We start from the raw sequence: 14406 nt of genomic DNA, 5'->3' as shown, positions 1-14406 counted from the left end.
GACTTTTAACCTTTGCCATAGGAGTATAAATTTTATAAGGTAAGCAACAAATATAGTCATTTATAAAATAACTTTAAAATAAGTATACTATAAGTTTATAACAACTATAAAGTAACTATATAGTAACGTAAACATATATAAGAAGTAAATGAACTACCCATCCAATCTACTTAAAAATGAAACCAAACAAGTTCTTGCATACTGCTTAACTAACCTTTCAGCATGATAATACAAAAGTCGCTATCCCACATCTGTCACCGCCCCACTCCCTAACTTCCCGCTTCTAACTTCCCACTTCTAACTTCCCGCTTCTAACTTCCCGCTTCTAACTTCCCACTTCATTTCCCCACTTTTCCCTACCTTTGCAAAATGAATCAGAAACACCCTTCCAATAATATATTGCTCAATTTAGGTATCGAAACCCTAAATGACATGCAAGTTGCCGCTCACGAAACCATTCTAAACGATAACAATGTATTGCTCTTGTCTCCAACAGGCTCAGGGAAAACATTGGCTTTTTTATTGCCCATTTTTGAAATGTTGCAACCTGAAATTCTTTCGGTGCAGTGTTTAATCTTAGTACCCTCACGCGAGTTAGGTTTGCAAATTGAGCAAGTTTGGAAAAAGATGGGAACGGCATACAAGGTAAATGTGTGTTACGGTGGCCATTCTATTGATACTGAAATTAAAAACGTAAGCAATCCACCAGCCGTTTTAATTGGAACTCCAGGACGAATCGCAGACCATATTGATAGAGGAACCTTCAGAACCGATAAAATACAAACCCTAATTTTAGATGAGTTTGATAAATCCTTACAATTGGGTTTTCATGAGCAAATGTCGTTTATCATTGGGAAATTAACAAAGTTGAACAAACGGGTTTTGGTATCGGCAACTTCTGATATTGAAATTCCAAAATATACAAGAGTCGTTAATCCTACCATATTAGATTTTATTCCGGAACATCAGGAAAGCAATTCACTTTCGATGAAAATGGTCGTTTCTAAGGAAAAAGACAAAATAGGAAGTTTGTTCCACCTGATTTGTTCTCTAAAATCACAATCGGCTTTAATTTTTTGCAACCACCGTGATGCTGCTGAGCGCATAAGCGATGCGTTGTATGAAAAAGGAATCTATTCAACCTATTATCATGGCGGAATGGATCAAGACGAACGCGAACGCGCCTTAATTCAGTTCAGAAACGGAAGTGTAAGTTATTTGGTCACCACCGATTTAGCAGCTCGAGGATTGGATATCCCTGAAATGAAGCACGTTATTCATTATCATTTGCCTTCAAAAGAAGACGAATTCACCCATAGAAACGGTCGTACGGCTAGAATGTTAGCCTCAGGAACAGCCTATATTATTGCACATGAAAGTGAAAAAAAACTGGACTATATTGATTATAGTATGGAAGTTTTAAAAGTGGAAAGTACAAATGCATTACCTAAACCTCCCGAGTTTCAAACGGTTTATATCAGCGGTGGTAAGAAAAACAAATTGAATAAAATAGATATTGTAGGTTTCTTTTCTCAAAAAGGAAAACTAGAAAAAGGCGATTTGGGTTTGATTGAAGTGAAAGATTTTATTTCGTTTGCCGCAGTTAAATTTAATAAAGTCAAGGATTTACTTCAAAACATTCGAGACGAAAAGATGAAAGGCAAGAAGTTTAAAATTGAAGTGGCTCGTAAAGTAATTAAGAAAGTAGAAGAGTAGAAATTAATTTTGTTTAACCTGTTGGTTGTAATTATTAAAAACGTCAGTTCGAGTGTCCCGATTTTTCATCGGGATGTATCGAGAACCGTTTTTAATGAAATTTTCCTTGTTCTCGATACGATTTTCTTCCCGAAGCTTCGGGAGAAAATCACTCGAACTGACGAAAAATCATCATCAAAAACTAATTACACCCAACAGGTTATTACTTATACAATTTTTTATAATATTCATCTACCATTCTAGCAGAATCGAAAAAGGGTACTATTTGTGTCATACTTGTTTCTACTAAATCCCACCATTTTTTTGGAGTTTTATAGTAAAGAGGCAAAATTTCACCTTCTAGCATTTCATATAAATTATCCAAATCCATTTGGTCTTGAATGTAAGTAGGTAAATTATGATCTACAATGGGCAATACAAATGAATTTTGTGTTTTGTTTAAATCTTTAAATTCACGAATCCAACCATCATTAGTAGAAAAATTAATGGCTCCGTTCATAGCGGCAGTCATTCCTGATGTTCCTGAAGCTTCTCGTGTCACCCTAGGATTATTCAACCAAACATCGGCACCTTCTTTCAACTGACGTGATAGTTTTAATTCATGTCCGGTAAGTACAGCCATATTTTTGATGCTCTTGCTAATATAAGTCAGGTTATCAAAATTATGAATAGCACCAAAATCCATAGGATAAGGCTTTCCTGCAAAAATAATTTGAACTGGCCTATTGGTATCTGATAATAGTTTAATAAATCGATCGTAATCACGGGTAATTAAGTCAGGTCTCTTGTAATCGGCAAATCGTCTTGCCCAAACAATAGTAACAATTTTTGGATCGAAGATTTTACCCGTTTGATCTGCTACTACCTCAAAGAGTTTCGATTTTAATCTCGTCTTTCTTTTAATTAAAGCTTCTCGGTCTTTATTTTGAAAAGCTTCATCCAACCAAGCATCTGCCCAATATTTTTTATTTTGAGCATTGGTAATATGGGTAATCGAACAAATACCTGGATAATCTTTCCACATGTCTCTGGAAACCTCTCCATGCAATTTAGAAACCCCGTTAGCAATTTTACTCAATCGTAAACCTACTAATGTATGGTTAAAGGTGTCATCATGAATTCCTGTAATCTCTCTCACTTTCTCTAAAGGAATACCATCAAAGAAACTTAATGAATTTAAAAGATTAATATCATGTTTCTCATTACCCGCTTCTTCCGGTGTGTGAGTGGTGAATACTAATTTTTCTTTTATGGCATCAACACTTTTATATTTATTGTATAAATGAAACACGCATGACAAAGCATGGGCTTCATTGAGATGATATACCTCTGGATCATAATTTAAGGCATCTAACAATTTAGCACCCCCTAAACCAAGTACCATAGTTTGTGCAATTTTTGCATTAGGATCAGAATCGTACAATCTAAAAGTAGTCGATTTTGCTAAATAATCATTCTCTGGCAAATCGGTTGTTAGAAAAAACATTGGCACGGTACCAAATGTTTTAGGATTTAAAAACAAAGCGGTTACCCAAACATCATGATTGTCTATTTTTATGGTAAACTTAATGTTAGTCTCTTCTAAGAAATAATATATTTTTTCTTGAAAATGAACTCCCATCGAAAGATCTTCTTTTTTATATTGATCGTAATATCCTTTTTTCCATAGTATTCCAATTCCAATTAAGTTTTGTTTTAAGTCATAAGCACTTCTCATGTGAGAGCCAGCTAAAAAGCCTAGGCCTCCAGAATAGGTTTTTAAAGATTGGTCAATTGCAAATTCCATTGAAAAATAGACTGCCGATTTTTTGTATTTTTTATCAAAAGTATAGGGGTGCGAATATTTTTCTGGTAGTGTGGTATTATTCATGATTATTAGTTTAAAGTTACTGATTAGCAAACATAAAATATTTTATTAATTATTAACCAATGAAAAACATGAAAATTAATTTAATGATCTAGTATTTAAAATTTTATTAAATAAAAGTCATTTTATATATTCACTAATTTGTTATGTGAATATTTAATTTATAGCATTTTATCGAGTTTTCAGGTTAGTTACAGAAAATTTTAGTGTACTAGTAATATTCTTAGTAATGTTGTATAGAATTATTGAATTAACGATTGTTTTACAATAAGTTAATAATAATTAGGATATGATAAAACCCCAAATCTATGCCAAAAACTGACCCCCAATTAAAAAGTAATGACTGCGGAATAAGCGCAATCAAGACTGTGTACAACATTTTCGAGAAGAATATTTCTCGAAAGTTTATCGAAGAGAGTATTCCTTTAGATCAAAAAGGCTCTCGAATTTCTGATTTAAAAGATTTCTTCAACGCTAACGGATTTGTAGCCGATTTCAAATTACTTGATTTTAATTACATTGAAGGAAACGAAAGTCAAATTCAAGAATTATTCCCCTTTATTTTACCAATTAAACACAAAAATGGTTTACACTATATTGTTGTGAATGAGTTGATAGGGAAGAAATTCAAGATTTTTGATCCAGGAAAAGGAAGCCAATATTTATTGAATTTACAAGAATTAAAAACTAAGGCGCATTTTACCAAAAATCATTGGGATTTAGCGGAAACCGAAGACAAAATAATCGCTATTTGTTCTAAAGAACTTCAGGAATACAAAATTAATTTTGAAGATTCCTTGACAGAAAACGGGCATGCTGCCTTGTTTAACAAATTGACTTATTTTAAATATTTAAAAGAAAGCTTTGGTTTTAAAGATGCCGAAGCTGAGAAAAATTTTCTGTATGATTTATTAAAAAATCAAGAGATTTCTAGCGTTCCCACAAATTTTAAAACACTGGAACTTGAAAAAGGAAAAATTAGAAATAATTCTCCTTTAATTCTTACTATCAAGAATATCAAAACGGCAGAAACAAAAACTAATTATCCTGAAGAGGTAAAAGGAAGTTTGTACTGGCAGTTGTTTAAGCAATTAGGCGAGTATAAAAAGCTTTGGTATATTTATATTTTCGCAGCTTTGTTTTCGGCTACAACTGCTCAAATTGCCATTTTTACGAATCAGATATTAATTGATAATGTATTGCCTACTTATAATATAAATACACTTATTTTATTTGCTATAGGTTTAGGGATTTATAAAATTTTCGACATTTTTACGACTGTTTATAAAAACTTTGTCAGTATTCATTTAGGAAATGCCTTAGACCGTTATTTTCTTTTTTCATTCGATCAAAAAATTAATAACTCTTCTCTTTCCTATATTCATTCTTATAAAAAAGGAGATTTAATGGAGCGTGTAAGTGATTCTATGAAATTGAAAACCTTTTTCATGAAATTTTTTACTGGAATTTTAGTTGATTTAATTGTTTCTGTTTACTCTTTATGTATTTTGTTTTTTATCAATAAAACATTAACGCTTATAGTGATTGCTGTAATGGTTTTATTCTTCTTTTGGTTTAAATTTATTACCCCTTATTTGAAACAAAACGAACGATTACGTTACATTCGTAAAGCAGATTTCATCTCTAAAATGATGGAAAAAGTAGAAGGAATTCAGGTTATCAAAAGCTTTAAAATAGAACGTTTTCATTCTAATAAAATCTATTCGAGTATCAATGATTATTTAAAAATTCAACTTCGAAATGGCTATGTCGATTTAATCAATAAAATTGTAGTAGCTGTAATTATTATTATTTCTAGTTTATTTATTTTAGTGTTTTTGACCAAATCAGCAATAGAAACTCAAATTATTACGTTAGGTCAAATTGTAACTTTTATAGCTTTATCTTCTAAAATATTTTCTTCATTAAAAGGTATTCTAGATGACAACATGACCCTTCAAGAAAACGAAGTCATCTTAAAAAGATACTTAGATTTTGATGAGCACACGCAAATGAAATCTACAAAAGGAATTAAAGATTTTACGATTGATAAAATTGAATTTCAAGATATTAGCTATGGGTATATTCCAAATGAGCTTGTACTGAAAAACATTAATTTAAAAATTAGTAAAGGCGAAAAAATAAAAATTGAAGGACAAAACGGTTCTGGAAAATCTACTTTCAGTAAAATTCTAACTACCTTATACAATCCAATTTCAGGTACCGTTTTAGTTAACGAAATGGACAAGAAGTTTTATAATGAGGAGAAAATGCGTGACAAAATTCTTTTAGTTACAAATGAAGATATTCTTTTTAATGATACTATTTACAGTAATATTACTTTAGGAAAAGACATTTCGGATTCGGATGTTTTAGAAAAAGCAAAAGAAATTAATTTTTATGATTTTATTGCTTCTAAAGATGATGGACTGGATTTTATCATTAACGAAAACGGTAAAAATTTATCAACAGGTCAACGGAAAAAAATACTGCTGTTAAGAGCCCTATTTGCTGAAACAGAAATTATAATTTTAGATGAAGTTTTATCAGGCATGGACATCGAGTCTAGAGATAAAGTAGAAGCATTAATTGATAATGATTATACTAAAACCTACATCATTATTTCTCACGAGCCTATAAACAATATCAATTTTACAACAAAATACAAAATCACTAATGGACAACTCTACTTATTACAACACGAAATCAATCAACTTTATTAAGATTCTAAACAGAATTTTAGTGGGGTTCTTGATTATTGTGATCGTCTTAATTTTTGCCCTAAGATTAAATGACACTGTAAACTTTAAGGAAGGACAAATTTTTTCAGACACTCCACAATTAAAAATTAACGCACCGAATGAAGTTAAAATAATTAAAGTTTTAACTAAAGAAGGTCAAGAAGTTAGCAAAGGTGATACCTTATTTGTACTTGAAAACAAAAAAACAAGTTCAGAATTTAATGTATTAAATACGGATGTAGCTTCTATGGAAAACAAAATTAGAATCATAAATCGATTGATTCAAAACACCATTGAACGTAAAAAATCCTTACAACAATTGTTATACATTCAGTCTAATATTTATAAAACTGATCGAAATAAAACAGCTTTAGAAATTAGTTCCTTAAATAATAAGATCAATCTATCGTCTCAACAAACCTCAATTCTTGCCGATAAGTTTAAGACCGATTCCTTATTATATGCAAAAGGAGCTATCTCAAGATATGAAATGACCGATGCTAAAAATAGAAATCTGGATATTAAAAAAGGGCAAGTAGATATAAAGTCTAGTTATTCTAACAAGAATTACGATTTTGAAAACTTATACAACAACTACAGTCGGTCTAAAAATGATTTAAAAAGAAGCATTATAGATGTTGATAACGAAATTCAGAATTACAAACGCGATATTGTTGAACTACAAGCGCAAATTAAAGACAGTAAATACAACCTTAACTATATTTCAGATGAATTACAAAAACTAGTAATTCTTTCTCCAATAAACGGGACAATATCGAACCTTTTTAATGCGAGACAAAACATCGAAATAATAGCAAAAGGAGAACTCCTAACTATTATTGCTCCCAAAAAAGAATCTTTTTATGCCAAGGTAATTTTAGACGAAAAAGACTTGACTTACATTAAAAAAGGTCAGGAAATAAATCTGAAACTAGATGCTTATAATTATTATAGATATGGTGCCATAAAAGGACAAATCACTTATGTATCACCTTCTGATGTTGACAAAACGTTTTATTGCTTGGCAAAAATTAAGAAATACAATCCAAACATCAATCTAAAAGCGGGTTATAAATTAAAAGGTGAGGTCATCATCGAGAGAATGCAACTGTATCAATACATTATTAAAAAATTGTTCAATAACATCGACAGTAGCGTAAACTAGTTCATGAAAAAATATATTATAATACTACTCTTTTTTATATTTTCAAATTTCGTATTTGGACAGGAAGTTTTGTCCTTTAATGATTGTTTAGAAAAAGCCCTAAAGGATAATTTGTTAATAAAAAGTGCCCTAAATGATGAAAAAATAGCGGTTAATCAAAATATAGCCAGTTATGGTAAAATTTTACCTTCAATTTATGGAGTTGCTGAAAACAGAAATTCATGGGGTAGAGATATTGACCAAAACACAAATACATTTGTAAATCAAGAATTAAAATTTTATAACGGAACTGCCAATGCGATGTTTAATTTATTTTCAGGATTTACTGTTATAAATACTATTAGATCGACAAAGCAAGAGGTAAATATTCGTAAAGCATACATCAAAAGAGTAGAAAATGAAATAACAATTGATTTAGCTCAAAAATTCATTACCATTCTTTATTTACAAGAAATAATTATAGCTAATAAAGAGCAAATAAAATCGAGTGAAAAGCAACTAGAATTAGCCATTTTAAAATTCGATTCAGGCGTTATTGCTGAAAGCGAAGTATTTAAAATCAAAACACAAAAAGCTAGAGAAGAACTCACTTTACTCACAAGCGAAAACCGACTAACCGATAATCTCGTTAGTATAAAACAATTAATGAATTTTCCCTTAGATAAAGAAATTCAATTATTAAAACCCAAAACAGAAATAAGTAAAAATGAATTATTAGAGGAAAATCAGTTCTCTTTAGCCAAAAAAGCTGTCGAAATAAATCCGTTATATTCGATGAGTGTTTTAAAAGAAAAAAAGGCTAGAACGGCACTTTCACTAGCAAGAGCACCCCGCTATCCTGTTTTAACTATGCGATTACTTGCCGGTACCAATTATACCGATAATTATATAGATAAAGATTTGGGACCAATAAAAAATAGCGATCAATTAGACAATAACTTTATTCGAGGTTTACGTTTTAACCTAACGATTCCTGTATTTAGTCAAATGGAGAATTTTTCTAAAATAAAAACGAGTAAACTCAATTTAAAACAATCTAAATTTGACACTCAAATTGTGCAAAATAATCTTTCAAAAGAAGTTTTAAAAGCCATAAATGATACAAAAACTTCAATCAAAAAAAATGAAGCTTCCTCAGTAGCCTATGAATTTTCTCAAAAAAGTTATGACGCCGAATTGCTTAAATTTGAATTAGGAAAAATAAACATCTCCGAATTAAATCTTACCAAAATATTTTTCAATAATTCACAAGCCGATTTAATTCAATCTAAATACGAATTACTGTTTAATAATGCATTGATTAAGTTTTATTTAGGAGAAGATTTTTCACTGTAAAAAAACTAATACAGCATCTGAATTTCTTTAATATCGAATTCTGAAACCGTATCATTTTCTAAAAGTATTTTCAATTTACCTATTGGGGAAATACCTTGAATAATCCCCATAAAATTTTCCTTTTCTCTATTTTGAAAAGCCATGGGAATTCCAATTTTAAATAATTTACTGGTGTAATCTTGCCACATCAAATCCAAACACTCTTCCCAAGCTGCAATATTGATTTTAATATTCTTGTCTATCAAAAAAAGTAATTCGTCTTTATCATAATAAGCATTGCCTACAAGCGCTAGTGAAGATGCTTTTGGCAAATCATGAAAGTTAGTTTGATTGACATTAAGCCCTAAACCCACTACCGAAAAAATAGTTCCATCGCTTTTTATACTATTTTCTATTAAAATACCTCCAATTTTTTTGGTGTCTGACATAATGTCGTTAGGCCATTTTATACTTAACTTAGGTATTTTTATTTCTTCCAGAGCACGAATAACCGCTAATGAAATTACTATATTTAAATTAAAAACAGTAGAAATTTCAATACTAAAATCCTTAATTAAAACACTCATTATTATGTTTTTACCAATTTCAGAATTCCAAACCGAACCCATTTGCCCCTTCCCTTTTGTCTGATTATTAGCTGTAACAATAGTAAAATTATCTACTATTTGCTTGCCTATTAATTGCTTTAAAAACTCATTTGTAGAATCTATGGCATCGAGTTTGATTACTTTCATTCGAAATAATTTGTGAAACAGAATTTAATGTTATGTTAAGGTTCAAAAATAATCACAAAAAGTGGTAACTTTGCGAACATTATAGAAAAAAAATAAATGACTAAAAAAGCAATAAACAATGATGTTTTGTTGGCTAACATCATCAAAGGAATTGAAGAAGTAAAAGGAAATGATATTGACATATTAGATTTAAGAGAAATAGACAATGCAGCTTGCGATTATTTCATCATCTGCAACGGAAATTCAAACACTCAAGTTAACGCCATTGTTAACTCTGTTCAAAAAACAGTCTCAAAAGCAATCAAAGACAAACCTTGGCACGTAGAAGGAACTGATAATGCAGAATGGGTTCTTATGGATTATGTTAACATTGTTGTTCACGTTTTTCAGAAACACATTCGTGAATACTATAATATTGAGAGTCTTTGGGGTGATGCAAAAATCACAACAATTCAAAATAAATACTAAAGAAACACACAGTAATGGCTAACGAAAATAAACCAAATCCCAATAAATTTAAGATACCATCATGGGCAATTTATGTTGTGATACTTCTTATATTTTTATCCATTAGTATTTTTTCTGGAGGTTCAAGCTTTCAGGAAGCGGCTAAAACTACTTCATCTAAATTCAATACCTTTTTAGAAAAAGGCGAAGTACAAAAAGTAATTGTTTATAATAAACAAGAAGCTGAAGTCTATTTGACTCCAGAAGCTTTAAAACAATCCTATCATAAAGCAGTTGCAAAAGATTTATTGAATCGTCCCAACATTAAAGGACCTCATTATATTTTTGATATTGGTAACGATGAAATTTTTCAGAAAAAATTAGAAACCGCTGTTGAGCAAGGCAAACTTAAAGACTTTAATTTTTTACCAAAAAACAACTGGTCTGACATCATAATCAGTCTATTACCAATACTAATTATTGTAGGAATCTGGTTGTTTATTATGCGGAGAATGAGTGGTGGCGCAGGACCTGGTGGAGGACAAATTTTCAATATCGGAAAATCGAAAGCAAAACTTTTTGATGAAAAAACAGATATTAAAACCACTTTTAAAGATGTTGCTGGACTTGAAGGAGCAAAAGAAGAAATACAAGAAATTGTAGAGTTTCTGAAAAATCCTGAAAAGTATACCAATTTAGGAGGTAAAATTCCAAAAGGAGCACTTTTAGTTGGCCCTCCAGGTACAGGAAAAACATTATTAGCAAAAGCTGTAGCAGGAGAAGCTCAAGTGCCATTTTTCTCGTTATCGGGTTCCGATTTTGTTGAGATGTTTGTAGGGGTTGGAGCATCTCGTGTTAGAGATTTATTCAAACAAGCCAAAGAAAAATCACCTGCAATTATTTTTATTGATGAGATTGATGCAGTAGGAAGAGCAAGAGGAAAAAGCAATATGTCAGGTGGCAATGACGAGCGTGAAAACACATTAAATCAATTATTGACAGAAATGGATGGTTTTGGAACCAATTCAAATGTGATTGTGCTTGCAGCAACCAATAGAGCAGATGTTCTAGACAAAGCTTTAATGAGAGCTGGACGTTTTGACAGACAAATTTTTGTTGACTTACCAGATATTCGTGAACGAAAAGAAATTTTCGAAGTGCATCTTGCTCCATTAAAAAAAGTGGAAGGTTTAGATACCGACTTTTTAGCCAAACAAACTCCTGGGTTTTCAGGTGCAGATATTGCCAATGTATGTAACGAAGCGGCTCTAATTGCAGCTAGAAATAATAAAACCGCAGTAGACAAACAAGATTTCTTAGATGCTGTTGATAGAATTGTGGGAGGATTGGAAAAGAAAAACAAAATTGTTACTCCTGACGAAAAGAAGGCAATTGCTACTCATGAAGCCGGACACGCAACTGTAAGTTGGATGTTAGAACACGCTGCTCCATTAATAAAAGTAACAATAGTTCCGCGTGGTCAAAGTTTAGGTGCTGCATGGTACTTACCTGAAGAAAGATTAATTGTTCGTCCAGACCAGATGCTAGATGAAATGTGTGCTACAATGGGTGGTAGAGCCGCAGAAAAAGTAATATTTAATCGTATTTCAACTGGCGCATTAAGCGATCTAGAAAAAGTAACCAAGCAAGCAAGAGCAATGGTTACTATATATGGTTTGAATGATAAAATAGGGAATGTAACTTATTACGATTCTTCGGGTCAAGGCGAGTATAGTTTTTCAAAACCATATTCAGAAGATACAGCAATGGTTATTGATAAAGAAATATCAAACTTGATAGAAAGTCAATACCAAAGAGCCATTCAAATTCTGGAAAAAAACAAAGATAAACTAAATCAATTAGCTGAAATTTTGATCGAAAAAGAAGTGATTTTCAAGGACGATCTCGAAGCAATTTTTGGCAAGCGTAATTTTGATAATAACTTGCAAGCTGAAACTTCTTTGTAAATAAAAAAATATTTTTAAAAATCTTAATTCAAAAAATGCTTTTGAATTAAGATTTTTCTACATTTGTATGTTTTGTAAAAAACAATTTAATCGATTGAATAAACAATATGAGTCTTTTCAGAAAATTTTTTGGTTCTGGCGATGATTCCTCTTTTGAGGAAAAACAAAGTGAATTTAATAATTTACAAGCTAACTTATCAGCTCCTGTTGATGAAAAATTTACTTTTAATTTCAAAAAAAATGGAGGTAAGTTTCTGTATTGTGAAAATCTTACCGAACTAAAAGATCATTTTGAACACATATTAGAAGAAAACGATTGGTTTGAAAGTGATGTAGTATGTTATGAGCCAAAATTATTTAGCATGCTAGATGAGAATAAACTTTCCTATGCTAAAGTCGCAAATCCAAAATTTCTATTAGCCAGTTGCGAAAATTTAATTGCAGATGAAGGCTCGATACTATTTTCTTCCAACCAAATCAAACAGAATAAACCCAACGATTTACCAGCTAACATTGTTGTTATTGCAACAACTAGTCAGATAATTGAAAGTAAAAGTGATGGTCTAAGAGTCATTAAAAAGAAATACATTAAAGATTATCCTACCAATATTACCACTATAAAATATTTTGAAAAAGCAAAAGAAGAAGATTTTTTACAATACGGAAGTGCGCCTAAACACCTCTATTTATTGCTGCTAGAAGATCTATAAGATGAATGAAACGCTTAAAAGATCTATTTCAGGTGCAATCTATGTAATTTTATTAATAGTTTCTATTCGATTTTCAACGATAAGCTTTTTTATTTTATTTGGACTATTTCTACTCTTTGCAGTTTTTGAATTCTGTGAATTGGTTCAAATTAAAAATATACTTCCCGTAATTATAGCAGAATCATTATTTGGGTTATTCTATATTGTTCCATTGAATAGAACTTATGATTTAATTTTACTTGTGGCAACATTATTTGTTTCTATAAAATTAATTTTATTTTTATTTAGTAAAAGAGAATCAGAAATGGACATCTTATCCAAATATGTTTTTCTTTTAGGTTATATTATATTTCCTTTTATAATGATAACAAAATTACCTTTTGGTATTCAAGGTTATAATCCAAAAATTATTATTAGTATATTTTTACTGATTTGGACTAACGATACATTTGCTTACATCGTTGGAAAATCTTATGGAAGAAACAAATTGTTTGAGCGAATTTCCCCTAAAAAAACTGTAGAAGGTTTTATTGGCGGAGTTGTTTTTGCGGTAATGGCTAGCTTACTAATTTCAAAATATTATATCGAAGGCGCAACAAATATATGGATAGGAATAGCCTTTATTGTTGGTATTTTCGGAACTATTGGAGACTTAATTGAATCTAAATTCAAACGCTTGGCTAACGTAAAAGATAGTGGCAAAATAATGCCCGGTCATGGAGGCGTTTTAGATCGATTGGATAGTGTTATATTTGTTGCACCATTTATTTATTTATTTTATCAAATTTTATATTATGTTTCATAAAGAAGGCGGAAAAATCATATTAATTGCAACGACATTAACTGTTGCTCTATTGTTATTAGCTGATCATTTCATTGAACTCTTTTGGATAAAAAAAGCGGTAGAAGTTCTTGTATTATTATTTTTAATACTGATTTTGCAGTTTTTTAGAAATCCTAAAAGAGACGTTGCAATTAACGACAATCATATAATTGCTCCAGTTGACGGAAAAGTTGTAGTAATTGAAGAAGTTTTTGAAAGCGAATATTTTAAAGACAAACGCTTACAAGTTTCTATTTTTATGTCGCCTATAAATGTTCACGTAACTCGTTATGCCGTTAGCGGAAGAGTAAAATTCAGTAAGTATCACCCGGGTAAGTATCTAGTAGCTTGGCATCCAAAAGCAAGTACTGAAAACGAAAGAACCACAGTTGTTATAGAAAATAAAGTATTTGGTGAAATTTTATACAGACAAATTGCTGGTGCATTGGCTAGAAGAATTGTAAATTATGCCGAGGAAGGAATGCAAGTCATTCAAGGAACGGATGCTGGTTTTATAAAATTTGGCTCGAGAGTAGATTTATTTTTACCTTTGGGAACAGAAATTAATGTGAAATTAAATGAAAAAGCAATAGGTGGAAAAACCATCATTGCCATTAAATCCTAATGACCTCAAAAGATTTAAATACCAGATTTGAAGAGGCTGTCGCCATAGCAGACGAAATGACTCAAGCGTCTTTACCACAGGATGTTCAATTGCGACTTTATGCTTTTTACAAACAAGCAACACTTGGTACTTTAGAATTAAACCAAACTTCCTCTTTTCATATTAGAGATGCTTTTAAAACTAATGCTTGGATGCAAATTAGTCATATTAGTGTTAACGAAGCTAAGGAATCCTATATCGAAATAATTAACTCATTAGTAAAAAAATAAAGTTATA

At 30.9% G+C, this 14406-nt stretch carries 12 protein-coding genes; 10 read left to right on the top strand and 2 right to left on the bottom strand.

Features of this window, described 5'->3' with window-relative positions; genetic code table 11:
- Nucleotides 1-369: 369 nt before the first annotated feature.
- Nucleotides 370-1716 (top strand): DEAD/DEAH box helicase, encoded by a 1347-nt coding sequence (locus tag F6464_RS13420; protein WP_151108466.1) that lies wholly within the window; start codon nucleotides 370-372, stop codon nucleotides 1714-1716.
- A gap of 202 nt (nucleotides 1717-1918) precedes the next feature.
- Here F6464_RS13420 and glgP read toward each other — a convergent pair whose 3' ends face one another.
- Entirely contained in the window at nucleotides 1919-3586 is a 1668-nt protein-coding gene (gene glgP / locus F6464_RS13415) for an alpha-glucan family phosphorylase (protein ID WP_151108465.1), read from the bottom strand.
- Nucleotides 3587-3891: 305 nt separating this feature from the next.
- On the opposite strand from glgP, the gene F6464_RS13410 reads away from it, so the two are divergent.
- From F6464_RS13410 to F6464_RS13400, 3 genes are read left to right on the top strand one after another with little or no spacing between them, the layout of a single operon-like run.
- Nucleotides 3892-6306, top strand: coding sequence for an ATP-binding cassette domain-containing protein (locus F6464_RS13410; RefSeq protein ID WP_151108464.1), 2415 nt, complete (start codon nucleotides 3892-3894; stop codon nucleotides 6304-6306).
- Nucleotides 6260-7489, top strand: coding sequence for an HlyD family secretion protein (locus F6464_RS13405; RefSeq protein WP_151108463.1), 1230 nt, complete (start codon nucleotides 6260-6262; stop codon nucleotides 7487-7489). The genes F6464_RS13410 and F6464_RS13405 overlap by 47 nt, the downstream gene beginning before the upstream one ends.
- Before the next feature lie 3 nt (nucleotides 7490-7492).
- On the top strand, nucleotides 7493-8824 hold the full coding sequence (locus tag F6464_RS13400) for a TolC family protein (RefSeq protein WP_151108462.1): 1332 nt from the start codon (nucleotides 7493-7495) through the stop codon (nucleotides 8822-8824).
- A gap of 5 nt (nucleotides 8825-8829) precedes the next feature.
- On the opposite strand, the gene F6464_RS13395 is transcribed toward F6464_RS13400, so the two are convergent.
- Entirely contained in the window at nucleotides 8830-9558 is a 729-nt protein-coding gene (locus F6464_RS13395; RefSeq protein ID WP_151108461.1) for a biotin--[acetyl-CoA-carboxylase] ligase, read from the bottom strand.
- 96 nt (nucleotides 9559-9654) lie between these two features.
- Between F6464_RS13395 and rsfS the strand changes: the two genes are divergently transcribed.
- The 6 genes from rsfS (at nucleotide 9655) to F6464_RS13365 (ending at nucleotide 14399) form a co-directional block, all read left to right on the top strand.
- The gene (gene rsfS / locus F6464_RS13390; protein ID WP_151108460.1) at nucleotides 9655-10026 is read left to right on the top strand and encodes a ribosome silencing factor; all 372 of its coding nucleotides are present in this window, start codon (nucleotides 9655-9657) and stop codon (nucleotides 10024-10026) included.
- A 14-nt stretch (nucleotides 10027-10040) separates the two neighbouring features.
- The gene (ftsH, locus tag F6464_RS13385; RefSeq protein WP_151108459.1) at nucleotides 10041-11972 is read left to right on the top strand and encodes an ATP-dependent zinc metalloprotease FtsH; all 1932 of its coding nucleotides are present in this window, start codon (nucleotides 10041-10043) and stop codon (nucleotides 11970-11972) included.
- Between the two features lie 107 nt (nucleotides 11973-12079).
- A complete protein-coding gene (locus tag F6464_RS13380) occupies nucleotides 12080-12682 on the top strand; it encodes an LUD domain-containing protein (RefSeq protein WP_151108458.1) in 603 nt (200 codons plus the stop codon).
- 1 nt (nucleotide 12683) lies between these two features.
- Nucleotides 12684-13487, top strand: a complete 804-nt coding sequence (locus F6464_RS13375) for a phosphatidate cytidylyltransferase (RefSeq protein WP_151108457.1) — start codon at nucleotides 12684-12686, stop codon at nucleotides 13485-13487.
- Complete coding sequence (locus F6464_RS13370; protein WP_151108456.1) at nucleotides 13477-14130, top strand: phosphatidylserine decarboxylase family protein; 654 nt, start codon at nucleotides 13477-13479, stop codon at nucleotides 14128-14130. The genes F6464_RS13375 and F6464_RS13370 overlap by 11 nt, the downstream gene beginning before the upstream one ends.
- Nucleotides 14130-14399 (top strand): acyl-CoA-binding protein, encoded by a 270-nt coding sequence (locus F6464_RS13365; protein ID WP_151108455.1) that lies wholly within the window; start codon nucleotides 14130-14132, stop codon nucleotides 14397-14399. The genes F6464_RS13370 and F6464_RS13365 overlap by 1 nt, the downstream gene beginning before the upstream one ends.
- Nucleotides 14400-14406 lie beyond the last annotated feature (7 nt).

Origin of the sequence: Flavobacterium luteum (assembly GCF_008806775.1) — a bacterium.
Classification (GTDB): domain Bacteria; phylum Bacteroidota; class Bacteroidia; order Flavobacteriales; family Flavobacteriaceae; genus Flavobacterium; species Flavobacterium luteum.
The sequence above is the reverse complement of the archived record's forward strand: the minus strand, read 5'-3'. Positions and strand labels throughout refer to the sequence as shown.